Source organism: Mycobacterium palustre, from assembly GCF_002101785.1.
Taxonomy (GTDB): domain Bacteria; phylum Actinomycetota; class Actinomycetes; order Mycobacteriales; family Mycobacteriaceae; genus Mycobacterium; species Mycobacterium palustre.
On sequence record NZ_LQPJ01000130.1, the window covers coordinates 1 to 23,284 of the forward strand.

The 23,284-nt window shown below is 69.9% G+C and carries 27 protein-coding genes; 15 read left to right on the plus strand and 12 right to left on the minus strand.

All coding sequences use genetic code 11. The annotated features are described in order from the left end of the window. On the plus strand, positions 1-307 hold a 307-nt coding region (locus tag AWC19_RS21680; RefSeq protein WP_245849224.1), incomplete at its 5' end, for an MmpS family transport accessory protein. A 1-nt stretch (position 308) separates the two neighbouring features. Here the strand turns inward: AWC19_RS21680 and AWC19_RS21685 are convergent. Further along, the gene (locus tag AWC19_RS21685) at positions 309-1,004 is read right to left on the minus strand and encodes a ferritin-like fold-containing protein (protein ID WP_085080120.1); all 696 of its coding nucleotides are present in this window, start codon (positions 1,002-1,004) and stop codon (positions 309-311) included. Between the two features lie 270 nt (positions 1,005-1,274). On the opposite strand from AWC19_RS21685, the gene AWC19_RS21690 reads away from it, so the two are divergent. Together AWC19_RS21690 and AWC19_RS21695 are read left to right on the plus strand one after the other, a co-directional pair. Beyond that, positions 1,275-2,813, plus strand: coding sequence for a DEAD/DEAH box helicase (locus AWC19_RS21690; protein ID WP_085080122.1), 1,539 nt, complete (start codon positions 1,275-1,277; stop codon positions 2,811-2,813). A gap of 19 nt (positions 2,814-2,832) precedes the next feature. Then, positions 2,833-4,047, plus strand: coding sequence for an Rv3212 family protein (locus tag AWC19_RS21695; protein ID WP_085080123.1), 1,215 nt, complete (start codon positions 2,833-2,835; stop codon positions 4,045-4,047). Between the two features lie 185 nt (positions 4,048-4,232). Here the strand turns inward: AWC19_RS21695 and AWC19_RS21700 are convergent, their stop codons facing one another. Then, on the minus strand, positions 4,233-5,036 hold the full coding sequence (locus AWC19_RS21700; RefSeq protein WP_245849225.1) for a ParA family protein: 804 nt from the start codon (positions 5,034-5,036) through the stop codon (positions 4,233-4,235). A gap of 98 nt (positions 5,037-5,134) precedes the next feature. Between AWC19_RS21700 and AWC19_RS21705 the strand changes: the two genes are divergently transcribed. From AWC19_RS21705 to AWC19_RS21715, 3 genes are read left to right on the plus strand one after another with little or no spacing between them, the layout of a single operon-like run. Then, positions 5,135-5,746: an acid phosphatase gene (locus AWC19_RS21705; RefSeq protein ID WP_085080125.1), complete on the plus strand. Its 612-nt coding sequence runs from the start codon at positions 5,135-5,137 to the stop codon at positions 5,744-5,746. Then, entirely contained in the window at positions 5,743-6,840 is a 1,098-nt protein-coding gene (locus AWC19_RS21710; protein WP_085080126.1) for an isochorismate synthase, read from the plus strand. The genes AWC19_RS21705 and AWC19_RS21710 overlap by 4 nt, the downstream gene beginning before the upstream one ends. Then, the gene (locus tag AWC19_RS21715) at positions 6,837-7,319 is read left to right on the plus strand and encodes a GNAT family N-acetyltransferase (RefSeq protein ID WP_085080128.1); all 483 of its coding nucleotides are present in this window, start codon (positions 6,837-6,839) and stop codon (positions 7,317-7,319) included. The genes AWC19_RS21710 and AWC19_RS21715 overlap by 4 nt, the downstream gene beginning before the upstream one ends. Here the strand turns inward: AWC19_RS21715 and AWC19_RS21720 are convergent. Then, positions 7,271-7,705 carry a hypothetical protein gene (locus AWC19_RS21720; RefSeq protein WP_085080129.1) on the minus strand — a complete coding sequence of 145 codons (435 nt, stop codon included), beginning with the start codon at positions 7,703-7,705 and terminating at the stop codon, positions 7,271-7,273. The genes AWC19_RS21715 and AWC19_RS21720 overlap by 49 nt on opposite strands. 184 nt (positions 7,706-7,889) lie before the next feature. On the opposite strand from AWC19_RS21720, the gene AWC19_RS21725 reads away from it, so the two are divergent. Both AWC19_RS21725 and whiB1 read left to right on the plus strand, forming a co-directional pair. Continuing rightward, positions 7,890-8,855, plus strand: coding sequence for a diacylglycerol/lipid kinase family protein (locus AWC19_RS21725; protein ID WP_085080131.1), 966 nt, complete (start codon positions 7,890-7,892; stop codon positions 8,853-8,855). 282 nt (positions 8,856-9,137) lie between these two features. After that, positions 9,138-9,392 (plus strand): transcriptional regulator WhiB1, encoded by a 255-nt coding sequence (gene whiB1 / locus AWC19_RS21730; RefSeq protein WP_083047334.1) that lies wholly within the window; start codon positions 9,138-9,140, stop codon positions 9,390-9,392. Between the two features lie 64 nt (positions 9,393-9,456). On the opposite strand, the gene AWC19_RS21735 is transcribed toward whiB1, so the two are convergent. Both AWC19_RS21735 and AWC19_RS21740 read right to left on the minus strand, forming a co-directional pair. Then, entirely contained in the window at positions 9,457-10,959 is a 1,503-nt protein-coding gene (locus AWC19_RS21735) for a sensor histidine kinase (protein ID WP_085080132.1), read from the minus strand. 67 nt (positions 10,960-11,026) lie between these two features. Beyond that, the gene (locus AWC19_RS21740) at positions 11,027-11,242 is read right to left on the minus strand and encodes a biotin/lipoyl-binding carrier protein (RefSeq protein ID WP_066867974.1); all 216 of its coding nucleotides are present in this window, start codon (positions 11,240-11,242) and stop codon (positions 11,027-11,029) included. Positions 11,243-11,439: 197 nt separating this feature from the next. Between AWC19_RS21740 and AWC19_RS31660 the strand changes: the two genes are divergently transcribed. Beyond that, positions 11,440-11,514, plus strand: coding sequence for a 50S ribosomal protein bL37 (locus AWC19_RS31660; RefSeq protein WP_139796895.1), 75 nt, complete (start codon positions 11,440-11,442; stop codon positions 11,512-11,514). Between the two features lie 9 nt (positions 11,515-11,523). Here AWC19_RS31660 and rsrA read toward each other — a convergent pair whose 3' ends face one another. Beyond that, the gene (rsrA, locus tag AWC19_RS21745) at positions 11,524-11,826 is read right to left on the minus strand and encodes a mycothiol system anti-sigma-R factor (protein ID WP_085080134.1); all 303 of its coding nucleotides are present in this window, start codon (positions 11,824-11,826) and stop codon (positions 11,524-11,526) included. A gap of 80 nt (positions 11,827-11,906) precedes the next feature. Beyond that, positions 11,907-12,581: a sigma-70 family RNA polymerase sigma factor gene (locus AWC19_RS21750; RefSeq protein ID WP_085080298.1), complete on the minus strand. Its 675-nt coding sequence runs from the start codon at positions 12,579-12,581 to the stop codon at positions 11,907-11,909. A 302-nt stretch (positions 12,582-12,883) separates the two neighbouring features. Between AWC19_RS21750 and AWC19_RS21755 the strand changes: the two genes are divergently transcribed. Further along, complete coding sequence (locus AWC19_RS21755) at positions 12,884-13,732, plus strand: SDR family oxidoreductase (protein ID WP_085080136.1); 849 nt, start codon at positions 12,884-12,886, stop codon at positions 13,730-13,732. Here the strand turns inward: AWC19_RS21755 and AWC19_RS21760 are convergent. Then, on the minus strand, positions 13,729-14,355 hold the full coding sequence (locus tag AWC19_RS21760; protein ID WP_085080138.1) for an HdeD family acid-resistance protein: 627 nt from the start codon (positions 14,353-14,355) through the stop codon (positions 13,729-13,731). The genes AWC19_RS21755 and AWC19_RS21760 overlap by 4 nt on opposite strands. Positions 14,356-14,468: 113 nt before the next feature. On the opposite strand from AWC19_RS21760, the gene AWC19_RS21765 reads away from it, so the two are divergent. Beyond that, positions 14,469-15,890, plus strand: coding sequence for a phytoene desaturase family protein (locus tag AWC19_RS21765; RefSeq protein ID WP_085080139.1), 1,422 nt, complete (start codon positions 14,469-14,471; stop codon positions 15,888-15,890). Positions 15,891-15,995: 105 nt separating this feature from the next. Here AWC19_RS21765 and AWC19_RS21770 read toward each other — a convergent pair whose 3' ends face one another. Beyond that, the gene (locus AWC19_RS21770; RefSeq protein WP_085080141.1) at positions 15,996-16,769 is read right to left on the minus strand and encodes an SOS response-associated peptidase; all 774 of its coding nucleotides are present in this window, start codon (positions 16,767-16,769) and stop codon (positions 15,996-15,998) included. Positions 16,770-16,823: 54 nt separating this feature from the next. Here AWC19_RS21770 and aroA point away from each other — a divergent pair, with 54 nt between their 5' ends. Next, on the plus strand, positions 16,824-18,128 hold the full coding sequence (gene aroA, locus AWC19_RS21775) for a 3-phosphoshikimate 1-carboxyvinyltransferase (protein ID WP_245849228.1): 1,305 nt from the start codon (positions 16,824-16,826) through the stop codon (positions 18,126-18,128). Then, complete coding sequence (rsgA, locus tag AWC19_RS21780) at positions 18,125-19,105, plus strand: ribosome small subunit-dependent GTPase A (protein ID WP_085080299.1); 981 nt, start codon at positions 18,125-18,127, stop codon at positions 19,103-19,105. The genes aroA and rsgA overlap by 4 nt, the downstream gene beginning before the upstream one ends. 7 nt (positions 19,106-19,112) lie before the next feature. Here the strand turns inward: rsgA and AWC19_RS21785 are convergent, their stop codons facing one another. Continuing rightward, positions 19,113-19,508, minus strand: coding sequence for a type II toxin-antitoxin system death-on-curing family toxin (locus tag AWC19_RS21785; protein ID WP_085080300.1), 396 nt, complete (start codon positions 19,506-19,508; stop codon positions 19,113-19,115). Positions 19,509-19,601: 93 nt separating this feature from the next. After that, a complete protein-coding gene (locus AWC19_RS21790) occupies positions 19,602-20,075 on the minus strand; it encodes a winged helix-turn-helix transcriptional regulator (RefSeq protein WP_085080144.1) in 474 nt (157 codons plus the stop codon). A gap of 97 nt (positions 20,076-20,172) precedes the next feature. On the opposite strand from AWC19_RS21790, the gene AWC19_RS21795 reads away from it, so the two are divergent. Next, positions 20,173-21,351, plus strand: a complete 1,179-nt coding sequence (locus AWC19_RS21795; RefSeq protein ID WP_085080146.1) for a thiolase family protein — start codon at positions 20,173-20,175, stop codon at positions 21,349-21,351. Positions 21,352-21,353: 2 nt separating this feature from the next. Next, a complete protein-coding gene (locus tag AWC19_RS21800) occupies positions 21,354-21,842 on the plus strand; it encodes a DUF302 domain-containing protein (protein ID WP_085080148.1) in 489 nt (162 codons plus the stop codon). A gap of 83 nt (positions 21,843-21,925) precedes the next feature. Here the strand turns inward: AWC19_RS21800 and AWC19_RS21805 are convergent, their stop codons facing one another. Beyond that, a complete protein-coding gene (locus AWC19_RS21805) occupies positions 21,926-23,227 on the minus strand; it encodes a fatty acid desaturase family protein (RefSeq protein ID WP_085080150.1) in 1,302 nt (433 codons plus the stop codon). Positions 23,228-23,284 lie beyond the last annotated feature (57 nt).

Genomic DNA, 23,284 nt, shown 5'->3' on the forward strand with positions numbered 1-23,284 from the left:
GCCTCCCGCGGTGGCCCCGCCCCCCGCCGCGCTGAACCCGCGCACCGTGATCTACACCGTCACCGGGACCAAGCAGCTGCTGGACCTGGTCAACGTGGTCTACACCGATGCCCGGGGCTACCCGCAGACGGAGTTCAACGTGGCGCTGCCGTGGTCGAAGGTCGTCGTCCTGAACCCGGGCGTGCAGACCGAATCGGTGATCGCGACCAGCTTCTACGGCCGGATCAGCTGCACGATCCTCAACGCCGCCGGGCAGCCCGTGGTGGCGTCGACGGGCAGCGGCGCGATGGCCACCTGCACCCGTTAGGTCAGCTCAGGCCCAGGTCGCGCATCCGCCGGTCGTGGGTCTGCTGCAGCCGGTCGAAGAACGCGGTGAGCTGCCCCAGGCCGCCGGGGCCGGACACCACCAGGTCGACGAGCTCGTCGTGCTCGGCCAGCACGTACTGGGCCTGGGTGATCGCCTCGCCGAACAGGCGTCGAGACCACAGCGCCAGCCGGCTGCGCTGCTTGCCGCTGGCCGTCACGGCGGCGCGCACCTCGGCGACGACGAACTGCGAGTGCCCGGTCTCCGACAGCGCCGCCCGCACCACGTCGGCGATCTCGTCGGGCAGCCCGTCGGCGATTTCCAGGTACAGGTCGGCGGCCAGCGCGTCGCCGACGTAAGTCTTCACCAAAGCTTCCAGCCACGTACTCGGCATGGTCAGCCGGTGGTAGTTCTCGAGCGCCGAAACGTACTTCGACATCGCCGAAACCACGTCGACGCCACGCCTTTCCAGCGCGTCGCGGAGCAGCTCGTAGTGCTGCATTTCGGCGGCGGCCATGCTGGCCATGGAGATACGGCCGCGCAGGTCGGGCGCCATCCGTGCCTCGTCGGTGAGCCGGTAGAACGCGGCGATCTCGCCGTACGCCAGCACGGCGAACAGTTCGTTGACGCCCGGGTGATCTGCCGACAGCCGCGAGGTGGTCGAATCGTCCACCCGATCGGCGGAGGAGGGCGAGCTCATGGCAACACTCTAGTCGGCGAAATTGGCGCAAAATTGGCGCCAGCTGTCGACCGGCTATCATTGCGAGTAGGCATTGGCTGTATCGGGCTGTGTTTCCCGTACCGCCAGCGCCGGCGAAATGTGCGTGCACAGCTGGCCCGAGCCTCGTTCAGACTGGGCGGCGGCCGCGACTCGGCGACGTATCGGAGTCGGAACTCGTGCGCGCGTGACCGCGACAGAGAAACACCGACATCACACCGATACCGTCCCCGAAAGGCTTGCCACCCGCGTATGACCGCACCCACAAGCACAACTGAACCGACCCCCACACTGACCTTCGCCCAGCTCGGCGTCCGCGACGAAATCGTTCGCGCGCTGGCCGAACAGGGCATCGAAAGCCCCTTTGCCATCCAGGAGCTGACGCTGCCGCTGGCCCTCGCCGGCGACGACGTGATCGGCCAGGCCCGCACCGGCATGGGCAAGACGTTCGCCTTCGGCGTGCCGCTGCTGCAGCGCATCACCGCCGGCGCCGACGCCCGACCGCTCACCGGCGCCCCGCGCGCTTTGGTCGTGGTGCCCACCCGGGAGCTGTGCCTGCAGGTGACCGGCGACCTGGCCACCGCGGCCAAGTACCTGACCACCGCCGACGGCCGGCCGCTCTCGGTGGTGTCCATCTACGGCGGGCGGGCCTACGAGCCGCAGATCGAGGCGCTGCGCGCCGGCGCCGACGTGGTCGTGGGCACCCCGGGACGGCTGCTCGACCTGGCCCAGCAGGGGCACCTGCAGCTCGGCGGGCTGTCGGTGCTGGTGCTCGACGAGGCCGACGAGATGCTGGACCTGGGCTTTCTGCCCGACATCGAGCGCATCCTGCGCCAGATCCCGGCCGAGCGGCAGGCCATGCTGTTCTCGGCGACCATGCCCGACCCGATCATCACGCTGGCCCGCACGTTCATGGATCAGCCCACCCATATCCGGGCCGAGGCACCGCATTCTTTGGCCGTGCACGACACCACCGAGCAGTTCGTCTACCGGGCCCACGCCCTGGACAAGGTGGAGCTGGTGACCCGCGTGCTGCAGGCCGAGGGCCGCGGCGCGACGATGATCTTCACCCGCACCAAGCGCACCGCCCAGAAGGTCGCCGACGAGCTGGCCGAGCGGGGCTTCAAGGTGGGCGCCGTGCACGGCGACCTGAACCAGGGGGCGCGCGAAAAGGCACTCAAGGCGTTCCGCACCGGCGACATCGACGTGCTGGTCGCTACCGACGTGGCCGCCCGCGGCATCGACATCGACGACGTCACGCACGTCATCAATTACCAGATCCCCGAGGACGAGCAGGCCTATGTGCACCGCATCGGCCGCACCGGCCGCGCCGGCAAGACCGGCGTCGCGGTCACCCTGGTCGACTGGGACGAGCTGCACCGCTGGACGCTGATCGACAAGGCGCTGGGCCTGGGCTCCCCCGAGCCGGTCGAGACCTACTCCAGCTCCCCCCACCTGTACGCCGAGCTGGGGATCCCCGCCGGGGCGACCGGCACCGTCGGCACGCCGCGAAAGTCGCCGGTCAAGCGCCCTGCCTCCGAGCGCAAGGCCCCGACCGACGCCGATAGTTCGGACAAGCCGGCCCGCAAGCGCTCCGGCGCCCGCCGGCGTCGCACCCGCGGCGGCCAGCCGGTCACCGGGCATCCCGCCGGCGCCGCGCCCGGCAACGGCGCCAGCGGTGAGGCCGCTGCCGAGGCGCCGTCCGCCAACTCCGGCACCGCCCGGCGCCGCCGGCGGCGCCGCAAGCCCGCCGAAGCCCCAGCGGCCACCGCCGCGGCACCCGCCAACTAAAGCGGCACGCCCTTAAGGCATGGTCAGACCCGAACGCCGGACCAAGGGCGACCTGTTGGCCGCCGCGGCGATCGCGGTCGTCGTCGCCGTCGCCGCGGCGCTGATCTGGTGGACCAGCGACGCGCGGGCCACCACCAGCCGGCCCGCGGGCACCCCGTTGCCCGCCCCGACCCCCGCGCGGGAGGTGCCGGCCTCGCTCAAGCAGCTGTGGACCGCCAAAAGCCCCGCCACCACCGCGCCCGCGCTGGTAAGCGGGGCCGTCGCCACCGGCGACGGCCGGCAGGTCGACGGCCGCGACCCGGGCACGGGTCAGCCGCGCTGGAGCTACGCCCGCGACACCGACCTGTGCGGGGTGTCCTGGGTCTACCACTACGCCGTCGCGGTCTTTCACGACGACCGCGGGTGCGGGCAGGTCAGCACCCTGGACGGCGCCACCGGCCGGCGAGGGGCGGCCCGCAGCGGCTACGCCGACCCCCGCGTGCGGCTGTCCTCCGACGGGACGACGGTGCTGTCGGCCGGCGACACCCGGCTGGAATTGTGGCGCTCGGACATGGTCCGCATGCTGGCCTACGGGGAGACCGACGCGCGGGTGAAACCGTCGGCGCGGGGGCTGCATTCGGGTTGCCGGCTGATCTCGGCGGCGGCCAGCTCGTCGGCGGTCTCGGTGCTGGAGAGCTGCACGGCCCAGACAGACCTGCGGCTGGTGCTGATGCGTCCCGGCAAGGAGGACGACGAACCCCAGCAGCAGGTCGTGGCCGAACCCGGGATCGGGCCCAATTCGGGCGCCCGGGTGCTGGCCGTCTCGGAAAACAAGACCGCGGTGTACCTGCCGTCGCCGCAGCCCAGGGTCGAGGTGGTCGACGAGGCGGGGGCCACCGTGTCGAGCACGCTGCTGCCCAGGCCGCCGTCGGGCTCGGCGGCGGTGTCGCAGACGGGCAACCTGGTGACCTGGTGGACCGGCGATTCCGTGCTGGTCTTCGAGGCGAGCACGCTGACGCCGCGCTACACCATCGCCGCCGGTGAGACGACGGTGCCGCTGGGGCCCGGCGTGATGATGGCGGGCCGGCTGCTGGTGCCGGTGACCGGGGCGATCGGCGTCTACGACCCGGTCAGCGGCTCGGCCGAGCGCTACATCACGGTGAACCGCGCGCCGAGCAGCGCGGCGGTCGTCCCGGCGGTGTCCGGGACAAGGATCTTCGAGCAGCGCGGTGACACCGTGGTCGCGCTGGGCTGAAAGCCCGTGTGCCCCTGGGGTGTTGCGTGTGCAACTACGGCTTTGCGTGTGCTCCCAGGGCGGCGACACGCCGATCGGGCGCGCCGACAGTACACACTGAAAGCCGCCGATTCACACTCGACGCCGCTGATTCACACTCGACGCCGCTGATTCACACTCAACGCCGTCGGCGCCCACCCGCCGCGCTAAACCTCTACGGCGAACGTCGGCAGCGGTTTGCCGGTCTTCCAGTGCTTGAGCAGCGCCTGCGCCAGCTCGCTGTAAGCCGACGACCCCTTGTTCTTGAGCCCCGACATCACCGACGCCCCCGAGGCGCTGGCCTCGGCGAAGCGCACCGTGCGCGGGATCGGCGGGGCGAGCACCGGCATGCCGTAACGGTCGGCGACGTCGAGCAGCACGTCGCGGGTGTGGGTGGTGCGCGAGTCGTACAGCGTGGGCAAGGCGCCCAACAGCCGCAGCTCCGGGTTGGTGATCTGCTGGACGTCGGCGACTGTGCGCAGGAATTGGCCGACGCCGCGATGCGCCAGCGTCTCGCACTGCAGCGGCACGATGACCTCGTCGGCGGCCGTCAGCCCGTTGAGGGTGAGAACGCCCAGCGACGGCGGGCAGTCGATGACCACCACGTCGAAGTCGTCGGAAAGCTTGGGCAGGGCGCGTTTGAGCGCGTATTCGCGGCCGGCCCGCATCAACAGCATCGCCTCGGCGCCCGCCAGGTCGATGTTGGCCGGCAGCAGCGTCATGCCCTCCATCGTGTCGACCAGCGCGGCGTTGGGCTCGACCTCCCCGAGCAGGACCTCGTGCACGGACACGGGCAGCTTGTCGGGGTCGTGGCCGAGCGAAAACGTCAGACAACCCTGCGGATCGAGGTCCACCAGCAGCACGCGGCGGCCCTGGTCCGCCATCGCCGCGCCCAGCGAGGCGACCGTCGTCGTCTTGGCAACGCCGCCCTTCTGGTTGGCCACCGCAAGTACCCGGGTCTTGTTGCTCACAAGCGCCGCTCCCCTCATCGCTTCGTCTGCCATCCTGGCACGTTCGGGGCCGGGTGCTAAGGGGACGGGCCCGCCAGTCTCCGGCAGAATCGGGCTTCATGGGCTTGCATAACCACCGCCTTGTGCTGTTACGCCACGGCGAGACCGAATGGTCGAAGTCCGGCCAGCACACCGGCCGCACCGACATCGAGCTGACCGATACCGGCCGGATCCAGGCCGAGCTCGCGGGCGGCGTGCTGCGCGACCTGCAGCTCGCCGACCCGCTGGTGATCAGCAGCCCGCGCATACGTGCCCTGACCACCGCCAAGCTGGCCGGGCTCGCCGTCGACGACGTGTCTTCGCAAGTCGCCGAATGGGATTACGGCGACTACGAGGGGCTGACAACAAAGCAAATCCAGGAGTCGGTGCCCGACTGGCTGGTGTGGACGCACGGATGCCCCGGTGGCGAGAGCGTGGCCCAGGTCAGCGAACGCGCCGACAAGGCCGTCGCGCTGGCGCTGCAGCACATGCAATCGCGGGATGTGATTTTCGTTGGACACAGCCACTTTTCCCGTTCGGTGATCACGCGCTGGGTGGAGCTGCCGCTCGTCGAGGGCCGCCGGTTCGGGATGGCCGCCGGCTCGATCGCGGTGTGCGGTTTCGAGCACGGCGTGCGACAGCTGACCGCGCTCGGGTTGACCGGCCAGGCGCAGGCGATCGCGCCCGGGTGAGCGCCCAACCGCCGTTCGCGTTGTGCGGGCCCACGGGCACGCTGGTCGCCGAGGGGGTGCGAGCGCAGTTCAGCGACGTCCGCTCGGCGCAGGCGGCGCTGCGATCGGGCTCTGCGCCAATCGTCTTGGGGGCGTTGCCTTTCGACGTGGACCGGCCGGCGGCGTTGCTGGTTCCCGGCGCCGTGCGGTCCACGGACCGGGCGCCCGACTGGCCGACGGACCCGCTGCCCGCCGTGCGCGTCGTGGCCGCCGTGCCGCCGCCGGCCGACTACCGCGACCGGATCAGCCGGGCCCGCGACGAGCTCGCCGCACCCGACGGCCCGCTGAGCAAGGTGGTGCTGGCCCGCGCGCTGCGGCTGGCCGCCGACGGCCCGCTGGACGCCCGCGTCATCCTGCGCCGGCTCATCGCCGCCGACCCGTCCGCCTACGGCTACCTCGTCGATCTGTCCGCCGCCGGCGGCGGCCACGCGGGCATGGCGCTGGTGGGGGCGAGCCCGGAACTTCTGGTCGCGCGCTCCGGCGACCGCGTGACCTGCCAGCCGTTCGCCGGCTCGGCGCCGCGCGACGAAGACCCGGAACGCGACGCCGCCAACGGCGCCGCGCTGGCCCGTTCGGCCAAGGACCGCCACGAGCACCGGCTGGTGCTCGACACCATGCGCGCCGTCTTGGAGCCGCTGTGCGACGAATTGACGATCGCCCCCGAGCCGCAGTTGAGCCGCACCGCGGCGGTCTGGCATCTGTGCACGCCGATCAGCGGCCGACTGCGCGAAAAATCCACCACCGCAATTGATTTGGCGTTGGCGTTGCATCCCACCCCGGCCGTCGGCGGGGTGCCGACGAAGGCGGCCGTCGAGCTCATCGCCGAGCTGGAGGGAGACCGCGGCTTCTACGCGGGGGCGGTGGGTTGGTGCGACGCCGCCGGCGACGGCCGCTGGGTGGTGTCGCTGCGCTGCGCGCAGCTCTCGGCGGACCGGCGCAGCGCCCTCGCCCACGCCGGCGGCGGCATCGTCGCCGAATCCGACCCCGACGACGAGGTCGCGGAAACCACAACGAAATTCGCCACGATCTTGAACGCGCTGGAGGTTAAGCGATGACACCAGACGTGCGCCGCGCCGCGCCGCGCGACGTCGGCGACATCACGCGCATGATCCACGAGCTGGCCGAATTCGAACACGCCGCCGAGCAATGCACGGTGACCGAAAAGCAAATCACCGCAGCCCTTTTCGGCGATCCGCCCACCGTGCACGGCCACGTGGTCGACGTCGAAGGGCAGACCGCGGCCATGGCGCTGTGGTTCGTCAGCTTCTCGACGTGGGACGGCGTGGCCGGCATCTACCTCGAGGACCTTTTCGTGCGGCCAAGATTTCGCCGCCGCGGGCTGGCCCGCGCCCTACTGGCGACGCTGGCGCGGGAATGCCTCGCCAACGGCTACACCCGGCTGTCGTGGGCGGTGCTGAACTGGAACTCCGATGCCATCGCGCTGTACGACGGGGTCGGCGCCGAGCCGCAGCGGGACTGGACGACCTACCGCCTTTCCGGCCCGCGGCTGGCCGAGCTGGCAGGGCCGGCCTGATCGCCGCCCGCGGCCCAGCGCACGGCCGCGGGGGTGAACAGCAACACCAGCGTGGCCAGGGCCACGGCGCCCACCGGGATGCCGAAGGCCGGCTGGTGCGACCCCACCGCGAGGTACCAGGCCACGGGCAGCAGGAGCAGCTCGGTGACCACCGCGAGGCCCCGGCCCCAGCGCTTGCCGATCACCAGCGCGCGCCCGGCGGCGAGCACCACCGCGCCGACGAGAACGAACCAGATCGCCGTGCCCAGTCCGTTGACCACCCGCTGGTCGGCCCCGGCGATCCCCCGCACCACCAGCGCCGCCGCCACCGCCAGCGCGGCCACGCCCTGCAGCGCGACGATCACGCCCGCGGCGCGCACGGTGGATGGGGCGGCCGGGGGCGTCACAGCGCCAGCTTAGTTTGGGCCCCGCCTGCCCAGCGGGGTCTTAACCGCACCGCCCAAGCCGATTGCGGCGCTCCTCCTCACGCCGCTGAGCGGCGTGCATCGTCGCACCGCCCAAGCCGACTGCGGCGCTCCTCCTCACGCCGCTGAGCGGCGTGCATCGTCGCACCGCCTAAGCTCGTGCATCATGCGCGCCGTGCTGATCGTCAATCCCACAGCCACTTCCACCACCGCAGCCGGTCGCGACCTGCTAGCCCACGCGCTCAAGAGTCGGCTCGACCTCACCGTCGAACACACCAGCCATCGCGGTCACGGGCAAGAACTCGCACAACAAGCCGTCGAGGACGGGATCGACCTGGTCGTCGTGCACGGCGGCGACGGGACCGTCAGCGGGGTGGTCAACGGCCTGCTCGGCCGCCCGGGCGGCGCGCCGGCCGGTCATGTGCCGGCCGTCGCGGTGGTGCCCGGCGGCTCGGCCAACGTGCTCGCCCGGTCGTTGGGCATCTCGCCCGACCCGGTCGCGGCCACCAACCAGCTCATCCAGCTGCTCGACGACTACCGTCGGCATCACACCTGGCGGCGGATCAGCCTGATCGACTGCGGCGAGCGGTGGGCCGTGATCAACGCGGGGATGGGCGTGGACGCCGAGGTGGTGGCCGCCGTGGAAGCCCAGCGCGATAAGGGCGTCAAGGTCAACGCGCTGCGCTACTGGCGCGTGGCGGTACCCGTCACGGTGGCCTTCAGCCGCCGCGAACCCAGGCTCACGCTCGAGCTGCCGGGCCGCGACCCCGTCCCCGGCGTGCACTTCGCCTGGGTGTCCAACACCACCCCGTGGACCTACAGCAACAGCCGGCCCATGGTGACCAACCCCGGCTGCAGCTTCGAGTCGGGCCTGGGGGTGTTCGCCGTCACGCACATGAAGGTTTTCCCCACCCTGCGGCTGGTCGGCCAGCTGCTGGCCAAGGGGCCGAAAGGGACCCACAAGCAGCTGATCCGCGACGACGACGCCGCCTGCCTGCGGGTCACGTCGGTCGACGGGCCCATCGCGAGCCAGTTCGACGGGGATTACCTCGGCCTGCGCGAAACCATGACGTTCCGGGCGGTGCGCGACGTGCTGCCGGTGGCTGCGCCCCCCGGCAGAAACCACTCCTGAGCTGCGCCAACGGCGAACCGAGCGGCGACGCGGCGACAAAATTCGTGGAACGCGGCCAGCAAGTGTAGTACAACGGTGTAAGGGCTTTAATAAGGAATCGTTGAAGTGAGATAGCCCACCGCAGCATCTCGCGCTATTGACATCTGTTGAGCCTGTGAAACGATCGAAAGGTTGCATGCAGAAATTCATGTAGGGGCCACGGACCCTTTTCTTATGCACGCTTAACAGCCGAAGAAAAAAGGCCGTGCGCCCTGCTGCGCACTCAGTGAGGAGTAACAACTTATGGATTGGCGCCACAAGGCGGTCTGTCGCGACGAGGACCCGGAGCTGTTCTTCCCGGTAGGGAACAGCGGCCCCGCGCTTGCGCAGATCGCTGACGCGAAACTGGTCTGCAATCGGTGCCCGGTGACCACAGAGTGCCTCGCCTGGGCCCTGAACACCGGCCAGGACTCGGGCGTCTGGGGGGGCATGAGCGAAGACGAGCGGCGCGCACTCAAGCGTCGCAACGCCCGGACCAAGGCCCGCAGCGGAGTCTGAACCCACTCAGCACACAGTGCGGCCCCGACGAAAGTCGGGGCCGCACTGTTGTGTGGCTCCCCCGCTACAGCAGTAGCCGGCTGCGCCGGCCGATCGGCACCCGTAGCACGACATCGGTGCCGCGGGAGCTCGCCTGACGCATCCCCAGCGTCCCGTCGAGCTCCGCCGACACCAGCGTCCGCACGATCTGCAGGCCCAGGCTGTCGGACTTCTCCAGGCTGAACCCGTCCGGCAGCCCGCGCCCGTCGTCGTGCACGACGACGTCCAGCCAGCGCGCCGAGCGCTCGGCGCGAATCGTGACCGACCCCTCCGGGGCGGCCGGGTCGAAGGCGTGCTCGATCGCGTTCTGGACTAGCTCGGTGATGACCATGATCAGCGCCGTCGCCCGGTCGGAGTCGAGCACGCCCAGATCCCCCACCCGGTTGATCCGGATCGGCCGGTCCACCGAGGCCACGTCGTTCATGATCGGCAGGATCCGGTCGATGACCTCGTCGAGATTGACCTGCTCGTCCACCGACATCGACAGGGCGTCGTGGACCAGGGCGATCGACGACACCCGACGCACCGACTCGATCAGCGCCTCACGGCCCTCGGCGTTGGCCGTCCGGCGGGCCTGCAGCCGCAGCAGCGCCGCCACGGTTTGCAGGTTGTTTTTCACCCGGTGGTGAATTTCTCGGATGGTGGCGTCCTTGGAGATCAGGGCCCGGTCGCGTCGCTTGACCTCCGTGATGTCACGGATCAGCACCGCGGCGCCGGCGCTGACGCCGCGCACCACCAACGGCAACGTCCGCAGCAGCACCGTCGCGCCGCCGGCGTCGACCTCCATGCGCATGCTTCTGCCGCCGGCCAGCAGATCCCGCACGTGCTCGGCGACCTCCTGTGCCTCGAACGGGTCGGAGATCAGTGGGCGTGTCACCTCGACCAGTTGGCGGCCCTCGAGCTCAGACGTCAGGCCCATCCGGTGGTAGGCCGACAGCGCGTTGGGGCTGGCGTAGGCGACGACCCCGTCGACGTCGAGCCGGATGAAGCCGTCACCCGCGCGCGGGGTCGAGCGCGACATCACCACGTCGCCCACATCCGGGAAGGTGCCCTCGGCGAGCATCTGCACCAGGTCTTCGGCGCATTCGCGGTACGCGGTCTCCAGCTGGCCCGACGGTCGGCCGGCGGCTTCCGCGGTTTGATGCCGCGTCACGACCGCCACCACATGCCCGCCGTAGCGCACCGGGGAGGCCTGGACGTGCGGTCCGGGCAGCTGCCACGAATGCCCTTGGCCCGCAGCGCTTGCCGGCATGTCGGTACCGGACTGGAACGTCTCGGCGACCAGCGGCAGCCGGTCGGCGGCGACGACGCTGCCCACCGCGTCGGTCTGCAGGACGGTGGGCGCCGTATTCGGTCGGCACTGCGCCACGCACACCAGCACGCCGTCGTCGCGGCGCACCCACATCAGGTAATCGGCGAACGACAGGTCGGCCAGCAGCTGCCACTCCCCCACCACCGCGTGCAGATGGTCCACCGCGTTGCCGGGCAGCATCGTGTGTTCGGCGAGCAGATCACCGAGAGTCGACATGCATTACTCCCGCGCCGTTTTCGCCGTTTCCCCAGCGATAGCTACGAAGGCCCAAGCTCTGTGGCGGCTAGCTGATGACGGCGATGAGGTCGCCGGCCTGAATGACATCGCCCACCGACACACTGACCTTGCTCACGGTGCCGCCGACTTCGGCGAGGACCGGGATTTCCATCTTCATCGACTCGAGCAGCACGACGACGTCACCCTTGCCGATCTGGTCGCCCTCGTTGACAACGACTTCGAGCACGCTGGCAACGATCTCGGCGCGAACATCCTCGGCCATCCTCACCCCACTCATTCCGGCCCAAGCGCAGGCTGGCTGCTGGTCATCAAGCTCAGGTATATCGAACCACAGGACGGGCCGGGACCGCGGCACGCGGGCCGCCAACACCGCGGGCCGCGGTCCGTGAGAGACTGGGCGACAACCCGGCGAGGCGCGCGGCGCCCGCCTGACGAACAATCACCCGGAGGTTGAAGACGATGGCCAAGCGTGGCCGGAAGAAGCGCGACCGCAAGTTCAGCAAGGCCAACCACGGCAAGCGGCCCAATTCCTGACGCAGACCGCTACTGCACGCCCCGGATGATCGTGGTGCGCTGAATTTCGAGCCGCAGGCGCTCGCGCAGGCCCTGGGGGGCCTTCTCCCCCTTGCACTTGGTGGCGATCAGCGCCTTGAGCCGTTCCTCGAGCCCGTAATGCTGAAAACAGCCGGGGCACGCCTCGAGGTGCTGGCGCAGCTTCTCGCGGGTGTCGGGATTGCACTCGCCGTCGAGCAGGAGCCACACCTGGCGGATCACCTCGGCGCAGCCGACGCCGCCGTGGGAATGGTCGTTGGGGCACGGGTCGTCGGCGCCGGCGATCCCATTCATTGAGCCCCGCTTCTCATCGCCTCGTCCCCCTCGCCGCTGCGCGGCCGGGGGTACCTCCAGTGCATCGTCGCCGGCGCGGCTCATGACGGCACCTCCTCGTGCGCCTGCTGACCGCGGGTGAAACCCCTCTCCTTGGCCACGTCGGCCAAAAGGCTGCGCAGCTGACGCCGCCCGCGGTGCAACCGGGACATTACCGTCCCGATCGGCGTATCCATGATCTCGGCGATTTCCTTGTACGGAAAGCCCTCGACGTCGGCGTAGTAGACCGCCATCCGAAATTCTTCGGGCAGCGCCTGCAGCGCTTCCTTGATCTCGTTGTCCGGCAGCGATTCCAAAGCTTCGACCTCCGCCGAACGCAAACCGGTGGAGGAATGCTCGGCATTGGAGGCCAGCTGCCAGTCGGTGATCTCCTCGGTCGGGTACTCGGCCGGCTGACGCTGCCGCTTGCGGTAGCTGTTGATGTAGGTGTTGGTCAGGATCCGGTACAGCCACGCCTTGAGGTTGGTGCCGGCCCGAAACGACCGGAAACCCGCGTACGCCTTGACCATGGTCTCCTGCAGCAGGTCCTCGGCGTCGGCGGGGTTGCGCGTCATGCGCAGCGCACCACCGTAGAGCTGGTCGAGCAGGGGGATGGCGTCGCGCTCGAAGCGAGCCGTGAGTTCCGCATCAGTCTCTTCGGGCTGCGCGGGCTCGGAGGAGCAATTCGCCGCGTCTGGCGCCGTCACGCCGTCTCGGCCATCGTCGGAGTCGGCCATCTCGATTAGCACGGTCCCTTCTGCTGCGGCGTCGCCGTCCAGCATCGAAAGCGCAACCGGGCCCGCAGGCGAACGGGTCAACCACCCCTCAGCCATTGGCCTGCCCATCAGGCTCGTCGCCGTCGACACCGGATTGCTCCTCCAATCTAGAGGCTGCCACCGACAGTGTCTGCCCGGGCCGCCCGCTGGTGCATCAGGAACCGACTCCTGCAACAGCGGTGACCGGCGCGCTAATTCCCGCGCGGGCCGGGCCGTGCGGTCCCCCGCCCGGACCGGTACGAACGGGGCGTTAATGTGACGCCATGTCCTTATCAGGCAAGACCATGTTCATCTCGGGCGCCAGCCGCGGTATCGGCCTGGCGATCGCCAAGCGCGCCGCCCAGGACGGCGCCAACATCGCGCTGATCGCCAAGACCGCCGAGCCGCACCCCAAGCTGCCCGGCACCGTGTACACCGCCGCCAAGGAGCTCGAAGAAGCGGGTGGGCAGGCGTTGCCGATCGTCGGGGACGTGCGTGACCCCGAGTCCGTCGAGTCGGCGGTGGCCAAGACCGTCGAGCAGTTCGGCGGCATCGACATCTGCGTCAACAACGCGTCGGCGATCAACCTCGGGTCCATCACCGAGGTCCCGATGAAGCGGTTCGACCTGATGAACGGCATCCAGGTGCGCGGCACGTACGCGGTCTCGCAGGCCTGCATCCCCCACCTGAAGGGCCGGGAGAACCCGCACATCCTGACCCTGTCGCCGCCGGTGCTGCTCGGTAAGGAATGGCTGAAGCCGACCGCCTACATGATGGCCAAGTTCGGCATGACGCTGTGCGCGCTGGGCATCGCCGAGGAGATGCGCGAGGCGGGCATCGCCTCGAACACGCTGTGGCCGCGCACGCTGGTGGCCACCGCCGCGGTGCAAAACCTGCTCGGCGGCGACGAGGCGATGGGCCGGGCCCGCAAGCCCGAGGTGTATTCCGACGCGGCGTACGTGATCCTCAACAAGCCCGCCCGCGAGTACACCGGCAACATGCTGCTCTGCGAGGACGTGCTGGTGGAATCCGGCGTCACCGACCTGTCGGTCTACGACTGCGTGCCCGGTTCGCAGCTCGGCGTCGACTTCTGGGTCGACGGCGTCAACCCCCCGGGATACATCCGGGCCTAGCGGGGTTCGTCAGCCGCGACTCCGCCACCGGCCGGCTCGACGGATTGCGCGACGTGTTTCGCCCTGCTGCGGACCTGGAACGCCGAAATCACGTCCATGATGCCGATGACGATCAGCCACCAGCCGGCGACCAGCGTCAGGATCGCGATCGAGCGCAGCGGCGAGATGATCAGGACGGCGCCGCCGATCACGATGATCAGCCCGGACAGCGCCTGCCAGCCGCGACCCGGCATGTGGTCAAACGACAACGCCGCGGCCAGCAAGGTCATCCCGCGGAACAGCCAGCCGATACCGATCCAGATGGCCAACAGCCAGACCGCCTCGAATTCCTCGCGAAAGCAAAAGAATCCCAGCACCAGCGACACGACACCGGTGATAAACGACAGCACCCGCATGGCGACGCCGGCATGGGTGCCGAAAGCGGCGAACACGTATCCGATGCCGGATACCACCAGGTAGATGCCGAACAGGACACCCGCCACGAACAGCGTCTTGCCCGGCCATGCCAGGACAATGACACCCAGCGCCACCGCGGCGACGCCGATGAACAAAAGCAGCTGCCACGCGCTGCGAGCAAGCTGCTGCAGTGGAGCTTCAAACACGGTGTGTTCGCGATTAGTCATGCGAATATGATTTGCCATCGCAATCGCGAAGAAACCGTCCCTAGCGACACGATTCGGTATCGCGCACGGGTACCGCGGCTAACGCCGAAAAAAAATTTCTGTTGGATGGTGTCGTGAGTACGGCACTGGTGGTCGGGGGCGGGCCCAACGGGCTTGCCGCCGCCGTCTGTTTGGCCGCCGACGGTGTTCAGGTCACCGTCCTGGAGGCCGCCGACCAGGTCGGCGGCGGCGCCCGCAGCGGCGAAGGAATCGTTGCCGGCCTGGTGCACGACCATTGCTCGGCGATCCACCCGATGGCTGTCGGGTCGCCGTTTCTGGGGCGTTTCGACCTGCGGCGCTACGGCCTTGCGTGGCGGTGGCCGGAGATCGATTGCGCGCACCCCCTCGACGGGGGCGGGGCCGGCGTGCTGCACCGCTCGGTCGCCCGGACCGCGGCCGGCCTCGGGGCAGACGGGCCCCGATGGCGGCTTGCGTTCGGCTACCCGGCCGCACGTTTCGACGCGTTGAGCGACGACATCATGGGGCCGTTGCTGCGGTTCCCGCACCATCCGCTGATGCTGGCCCGCTTCGGCCCGCCCACCCTGCTCCCCGGCTCGGTGTTCGCCCGGCTGTTTAGCACCCAGGAGGCCAGGGCGCTGTTCGCAGGCATCGCGGCCCACGCCTTCCGCCCGCTGCACTACCCCATGACGTCGGCCATCGCGATGGGCATCATCGCCGCGGGCCACCGCCACGGCTGGGCGGTCGCCGAGGGCGGGTCGCAGTCCATCACCAACGCGCTGGCGCGGTTGCTGGGCGAGCTGGGCGGCAAGATCGAGACCGGTGTGACGGTCAAGGCCTCCGCGCAGCTGCCGCCGGCCGACGTGACGATGTTCGACCTGGCGCCCAGCGCGGTCGCCGCGATCCTGGGAGACCGGCTTCCGCACCGAATCTCGCGCTCTTTCACCAGGTTTCGGCGCGGTCCGGGCGCGTTCAAGGTCGACTTCGCGGTCGAGGGCGGGGTGCCCTGGACCAACCCCGACGCCCGGCGGGCCGGTACCGTGCACGTCATCGGGGGCTATGCCGAGCTCGCCGAGACCGAACGCGAGATCCACGTCGGGCGCATGCCCGAGCGGCCGTTCGTGCTCGTCGGTCAGCAGTATCTCGCCGATCCGCAGCGATCGGTGGGCAACACCCATCCGGTGTGGAGCTACGCACACGTGCCCAACGGGTACGCCGGCGACGCCACCGAGGCCATCGTCGCCCAGATCGAGCGGTTCGCCCCCGGCTTCCGCGACCGCATCGTCGGACTCCAGGTCCGCTCGGCCGCGCAGCTGGAAACCTACAACGCCAACTACGCCGGGGGCGACATTCTTACCGGCGCCAAGGACATTCGGCAGCTGACGTTCGGCCCACGAATCACCTTGTCGCCGTATCACCTTGGCGTGCCCGGCATGTACATCTGCTCGGCGGCCACCCCGCCGGGCCCCGGCGCGCACGGAATGTGCGGCGCCAACGCCGCGCGGCTCGCGCTCGACTACCTGTCGCGGCGAGCGTAACCGGCCTTGCGCGCATCGCCGCCGGCTCCCGACGTCTGGTGATGAGCAACTAAAGCCGTTGACTACCAAGGTGATTCGGACGCGACCGCGCGCGTAGGGCCACCGTCACAGCAGGGTGGCCTGCTCGGGCTCCGGACCGACCGGCTCGAGCAGTTCGGGCCCGTTGTTGCGGACGTTGTTGACCAGGGTCGACACCTCGCGCATGCGAATGCCGCGCACGTCGGGCGGCCGCGTCAGCAGCTCCTCGTCGACCGGGGCGTCCGGGGTCAGCCAGCGGTCCCAATCGCGTTCGGGCACCACCAGGGGCATCCGGTCATGGATCTCGGCCAGCTCCCCCGGGGCGTCGGTGGTGATGATCGTGCAACTCAGCAGCGGCTGCGCGTCTTTGGCCGCTTGCCCCTCCGGTTTCCAAACCGACCATAAGCCCGCCATGAACAGCGGCTCGCCGTCCTCGCGGTACATGAAAAACGGCGTCTTGCGCGACTTTTTGCCCGCGTCACCGGAATTGACGCGCCACTCGTAATAGCCGTCCATCGGCACCAGGCACCGCTTGGACCTGGCGCTCGACCGGAAGGCGGGCGAGCTGGTGACCTTGTCGGCGCGGGCGTTGATCAGCAGGGGCCCCTTGGCGGCGGGCGTCCCGTCGGGGCCGGCCTTCGCCCACGGCGGGATCAAGCCCCACCGCATCAACCGGACCCGCCGCGTGGGCTCGTCCTCGGGCTCGGCGTGCCGGCTGACCACGGTCGCGATGGTCGTGGTCGGGGCCACGTTGTAGTTGGGCGCCTCCGCGTTGGGTGCGGTGCCGGTGGCCTCGTCGATCGCCTTGATCTTCTGGGCCAGCAGGGCCGGATCGGTAGTGACCGCAAAGCGTCCGCACATGATTCCATGGTGCCCAATACCCACGGCGCGCGCCGACACGGCAGGATGAAGGCCGTGAGCAGCAGCGAGTCACCGAGCGCGTGGACGGCCCCGCAGGCGGCGGCGCCGGTGCGCGCGACCGTGACCGTGCCGGGCTCCAAGTCACAGACCAACCGCGCGCTGGTGCTGGCCGGGCAGGCGGCCGCGCAGGGCCACGGCGGCTCCACGCTCGGCGGCGCGCTGCGCAGCCGCGACACCGACCTGATGATCGGGGCGCTGCGCAGCCTGGGCCTGCGTGTCGACGGGGCCGGCTCGGAGCTGGCCGTCGGGGGCCGCATCGCGCCCCGCCCCGGCGCCCGCGTCGACTGCGGCCTGGCCGGCACGGTGCTGCGCTTCGTCCCCCCGCTGGCGGCGCTGGCCGACGCGGCGGTGGAATTCGACGGCGACGAGCAGGCCCGCGCGCGGCCCATCGCACCGCTGCTGGACGCGCTGCGCGGCCTGGGCGTCCGTATCGACGGCACCGGCCTTCCGTTCCGGGTGCGCGGCCGCGGCGCGGTCACCGGGGGCACCGTGGCGATCGATGCCTCGGCGTCCTCGCAGTTCGTGTCCGGGCTGCTGTTGTCCGCGCCGTCGTTCGCCGAAGGCCTGACCGTGCAGCACACGGGTTCGGCGCTGCCCTCGGCTCCCCACATCGCGATGACGATCGTGATGCTGCGACAGGCGGGGGTCGACGTCGACGACTCCGTGGCCAACCGCTGGCACGTGCCCGCAAGCGCGGTCGCGGCCCGCCACTGGGAGATCGAGCCCGACCTCACCAACGCCGTTCCGTTCCTGGCGGCGGCCGTGGTCACCGGCGGGACCGTGCGCGTCACCGGCTGGCCGGCGACCAGCGTGCAACCCGCCGATGACATCCTGAGCGTCCTGGGCAAACTGAACGCCGCTGTCACCCAAGGTGATTCGTTCCTCGAGGTGCGGGGATCGGGCGAGTACGCGGGCTTCGACGTCGACCTGCACGCCGTCGGTGAGCTGACGCCGACGGTGGCGGCGCTGGCCGCGCTGGCCATCCCGGGGTCGGTGTCGCGGCTGTCGGGCATCGCCCATCTGCGCGGCCACGAAACCGACCGGCTCGCCGCGCTGAGCGCCGAGATCAACCGGCTGGGCGGCGATTGCGCGGAAACGCCCGACGGCCTGGTGATCACCGCGACACCGCTGGGCCCCGGCACCTGGCGCGCGTACGCCGATCATCGGATGGCGATGGCCGGGGCGATCGTCGGGCTGCGGGTGCCCGGCGTCGAGATCGACGACATCGGCGCCACCAGCAAGACGCTACCGGAGTTTGCGCGGCTGTGGACCCAGATGGTGAGGAGCTCGGGGGCTTGAGGCCCGGCGACTACGACGAGTCCGACGTCAGGGTCCGCTCTGGCAGGGGCTCGCGGCCGCGCACCAAGACCCGTCCCGAGCACGCCGACGCCGAGGCCGCCATGGTGGTCAGCGTCGACCGCGGCCGTTGGGGATGCGTGCTGGGCGGGCGGCCCGACCGCCGGGTCACGGCCATGCGGGCCCGCGAGCTGGGCCGCACCCCGATCGTCGTCGGCGACAACGTCGACCTGGTCGGCGACCTGTCCGGGCGCACCGACACGCTGGCCCGCATCGTGCGGCGCGGCGAGCGCCGAACGGTGTTGCGGCGCACCGCCGATGACACCGACCCCACCGAGCGCGTCGTGGTGGCCAACGCCGACCAGCTGCTGGTCGTGGTGGCCCTGGCCGACCCGCCGCCGCGCACCGGGCTGGTCGACCGCGCGCTCATCGCCGCTTACGCAGGCGGGTTGACGCCCATCCTGTGCCTGACGAAAACCGACCTCGCACCACCGGAGCCGTTCGCCAAGCAGTTCGCGGACCTGGACCTGACCGTGGTCGCCGCGGGCGTCGACGATCCGCTGCTCGCGGTGGCCGACCTGCTCGCCGGCAAGATCACCGTGCTGCTCGGCCACTCCGGGGTGGGCAAGTCGACGTTGGTGAATCGGCTTGTGCCCGAGGCGGATCGGGCCGTGGGCGAGGTGACGGAGATCGGCCGGGGGCGGCACACGTCGACGCAGTCGGTGGCGCTGCCGCTGCAGGGTTCCGGTTGGGTGATCGACACGCCGGGGATCCGCTCGTTCGGGCTGGCCCACATCGAGCCCGACGACGTGCTGATGGCCTTTTCGGACCTGGCCGAGGCGACGCAAGACTGCCCGCGCGGCTGCGGGCACATGGGCCCGCCGGCCGATCCCGAGTGCGCCCTGGACGCGCTGTCCGGGCCCGCCGTTCGCCGCGTCGCCGCGGCCCGGCGGCTGCTCGCGGTGCTGCGCGACACCTAGGCCCGCATCAGCCCTCGGCGTGGCTCCACGCGCAGAGCTGGTCGGCGATCTTGTCGAGACCCGCAAGCGCACCGGTGGCGACCTGGATGACGAGATCGAAGCGGTCGTCCTCGGGCGCGCGAATCCATTCGCCGTTGATGGCGAGGAACGTCCGGCAGGCCGTCCACGCCAGTCGCTTGTCGCCATCTACCAGCGCGTGGTTTCGCGCCAGCGAGTGCAGCAGCGCGGCGGCCTTGTGGTGCAGGTTCGGATAGGCATCCGCACCGAACACCGACGCGCGGGGCCGCGCCAGCGCCGATTCGAGCACGCCGTAATCCCCGACCGCCACGTCCGCGCCGACGGCCTCGCGCGCGACTGGTTGAAGCGCCGCGGCGACCTTCGCCTTGTGCGTCCGCCGCGCGATGTATTCGTCGATGGCCGACAACGCGACGGCCTGCTTGCGCAATGCCTCCGTCTGCTCACCGCTGAGTGATACCAGAGTGATGCCAGACGGCGATCAAACCGACTTGGCCAGCCGCATGCCAAGCTCGCCGGGCGGCACCAAATGCCCCTCCGCGCAGCGGATCTCGACGCCCGCCTCGGCGCCGCATCCGAGGTGGGTGAGCCGCAGGCGGTTGCGCCCCGGCAGGTGGCGCCGCCCCCACTCGAACATCGCCCAGACCACCGGCATGAAGTCGACGCCGGCTTCGGTCAGCACGTACTCCTCGCGGCCGCGCTGCCCGGGCTCGCGATAGGGGCGGCGCGTCAGCAGTCCCAGCTCGACCAGCTCGGCCAGCCGGGCCGCGGCGGCGGCCTTCGTGATGCCGACCCGGCGGGCGAAGTCGTCGAACCGGGTGGTGCCGTAGTACGCCTCGCGCATGATCAGCATCGCCGACTTGGTGCCGAGCACCGCCATGGTCTTCTCGATCGCGCACTCCCCCACCGCCGACCATTTGTCGCGGTCGGCGAGGACGCCTTGCAGGAATGTCATCGAAATCACCTCGCCTTCTGGGTTGCATTTAGCATACCTGGGTGTTTACCTGAGTACAGCGAAGGATACTTAGCCTCGCGTGACTCGAGGAGGAGCCATGGTCCAAGGCCGCGACGCCGTCATCGTCGGTGCGGTCCGCACCCCGATCGGCAAGGGCAAGCCCAGCGGCGCGCTGCACGGCGTGCTGCCCGCGGATCTGCTGGCGCACAGCCTGCGCGAGCTGGTCGCGCGCGCCGGGGTCGACCCGGCACAGATCGACGACGTCATCGCCGGCGCCGTCACCCAGGTCGGCGACCAGGCCGTCAACATCGCGCGCAACGCGGCGCTGGGCGCCGGGTTCCCCGAGTCGGTTCCCGGAACGACCGTCGACCGGCAGTGCGGCAGCAGCCAGCAGGCCATCAGCTTCGCCGCCCAGGGCGTGATTGCCGGCGCCTACGACCTGGTGGTCGCCGGCGGCGTCGAATCGATGAGCCGCGTCCCGATGGGCAGCTCGGTGCTGCCCGGCAGCAACCCGTTCGGTGACGACATGACCCGGCGCTACCCCGAGGGCCTGGTGCCGCAGGGCATCAGCGCGGAGCTGATCGCCGCCAAGTGGGGCTTCTCGCGCACCCAGCTCGACGAGTTCGCCGCGTCCAGCCACGACAAGGCCGCCCGCGCCACCAAGGACGGGCTGTTCGACAACGAGCTGATCCCGGTCGCCGGCCTTGCCACCGACGAGATCATCAGGCCCGGCACGACCGTCGAGACGCTGGCCGCGCTGCAGCCGTCGTTCTACAGCGAGGCGGCCAAAGAGCGCTTCCCGCAGATCAATTGGTCGATCACGGCGGGCAACTCGTCGCCGCTGTCCGACGGCAGCGCCGCGGTCCTGATCGCCAGCGGCGAGACCGCCGAGAAGCTGGGGCTGCGCCCGCGGGCCCGGATCCACACCGCGACCGTCGTCGGCTCCGACCCGCTCTACATGCTGACCGGGGTCATCCCGGCGACCGAAAAGGTGCTGCGCCGAGCCGGATTGACGCTCGCCGACATCGACCTGTTCGAGGTCAACGAGGCCTTCGCGCCCGTCGTGCTGGCGTGGGCGCACGACACCGGGGCCGACCTTTCCAAGACCAATGTCAACGGCGGCGCCATCGCGATCGGCCACCCGCTGGGTGCCAGCGGCGCGCGCATCATGACCACGCTGGTCAACGCGCTCGAGCAGCGCGGCGGGCGCTACGGGCTGCAGACCATGTGCGAGGGCGGCGGCATGGCCAACGCCACCATCATCGAGCGGCTCTAGACATGCCGACCGAGACCCGGTTCGACGGGGTGCGGGTGCGCTACCACAGCGCGAAAAGCTACGACGAGCTGCGCGCGGCGCTGCTGGCCGACATCGGCGAGACGCCGGTGCCGATCAACGATTTCGCGACGGCCACCGACGATTGGGATTCCTACCGGATACGGGTCGAATCCCGCGTCGGCCCAAGCGGATTCATGCTGTTCGCGGCGCTCGACCACGGCGCGTGGATCACCAAGGCCGGCATCGACCGCAAGGCGTTGCGGGTGGTCCTGGGCAACCCGCTGATCGCGATCACGATGCTGCGACACGACGTGAGCGCGGGCCTGTTCGCCCCGGTGGAGTTGCTGCTCCTGGACGAGGGAGACGGCAGCAGCCTGACCTACGTCAAGCCGTCGTCGCTGATGGTCGTCGAAGCCAACGCTGAATTGCTGAGCGCCGCAAACAAACTCGACACCAAGCTGGCGGCGTTGGCCGCCAGAGTGACCGCCTGACGCCTCGTGTCGCCGAACGTGCATCCACGGTGTAAAAAAGCGAAAATCTCCACCCTCAGAGCACGTTCGGCGCGGGTGGAACGCTAGGCGGCCAGGCCGTCGGCGTTCAGCGCCCGTTCCGCTTCCCGCCGGTCCCGCCGGTCGCGCCGGTCGCGCCGCCAGCCACGCACGGTGGCGATCGCGGTCTTGAGGCCGCGGCGGCGTCCGGTCACCGGGTCGGTGCCGGCGAAACCCGGCTCCAAATCGGCGAACATCCGCTCGCTGCGGGTTTCCGGCGCGTTGTCGGCATCGGCGATCAGGTAGGAGTTCGGTAGCGACAACTTGGCCAGCGTGCGCCACGTCTTGGCGTACTGCACCAGGAAAGACCCTGTGGTGTAAGGCAAGTCGTACTTGTCGCAGACCGCGCGCACCCGCACCGAGATCTCGTGCAGGCGGTTGCTGGGCAGGTCCGGGTACAGGTGGTGTTCGATCTGGTGGCACAGGTTGCCGCTCATGAACCGCAGCACCGGGCCCGCCTCGAAGTTGGCGCTGCCCAGCATCTGGCGCAGATACCACTGGCCCTTGGTTTCACCGGCCATGTCGGTCTTGGTGAATTTCTCGGCGCCGTCGGGGAAGTGGCCGCAGAAGATGACGGCGTTGGCCCACACGTTTCGGATCACGTTGGCGGTGGCGTTGGCCGTCAAGGTGGACCGGAACGTCGCGCCGGGCGACAGCGCGGTCAGCGCCGGGAAGGCGACATAGTCCTTGACCACCTGGCGGCCCGCCTTGGCCAAAAACTCGTCGATCCGCTTGCGGGCTTCCTCGTTGTCCATCCGCTTCTTGACGATCTTGCCGATCTCGACGTGCTGCAGCCCGACACCCCACTCGAAGAGCAGCGCCAGCATGGTGTTGTACACCAGGTTGAACAGGTTGAAGCGCTTCCAGCGCTGGTCGCGGGTGACGCGCAGCAAGCCGTAGCCGACGTCGTCGTCCATCCCGAGGATGTTGGTGTACTTGTGGTGCACGAAGTTGTGGGTGTAGCGCCAGTGCTTGGACGACCCGCTCATGTCCCACTCCCACGTCGAGGAGTGGATTTCCGGGTCGTTCATCCAGTCCCACTGGCCGTGCATGACGTTGTGGCCGATCTCCATGTTCTCGATGATCTTGGCCACGCCCAGGGTCGCCGCTCCCGCCCACCACGCCGAACGCCGGGAACTGGCGGCCAGCAGCAGCCGGCCGGCCACCTCGAGCGTGCGCTGCGCCGCGATGGTGCGGCGAATGTAACGGGCGTCGCGCGCTCCGCGAGAGTCTTCGATGTCCTGGCGAATGGCGTCGAGCTCCACGGCCAGGCTTTCAATGTCGGCGTCCGTCAGATGGGCAAATGCTTCGACGTCGGTGATCGCCATCGTCTTCCTCTCTGCGGTCGTTGTCCGGCCACTTACCTACGTTATCGTAACCTACGA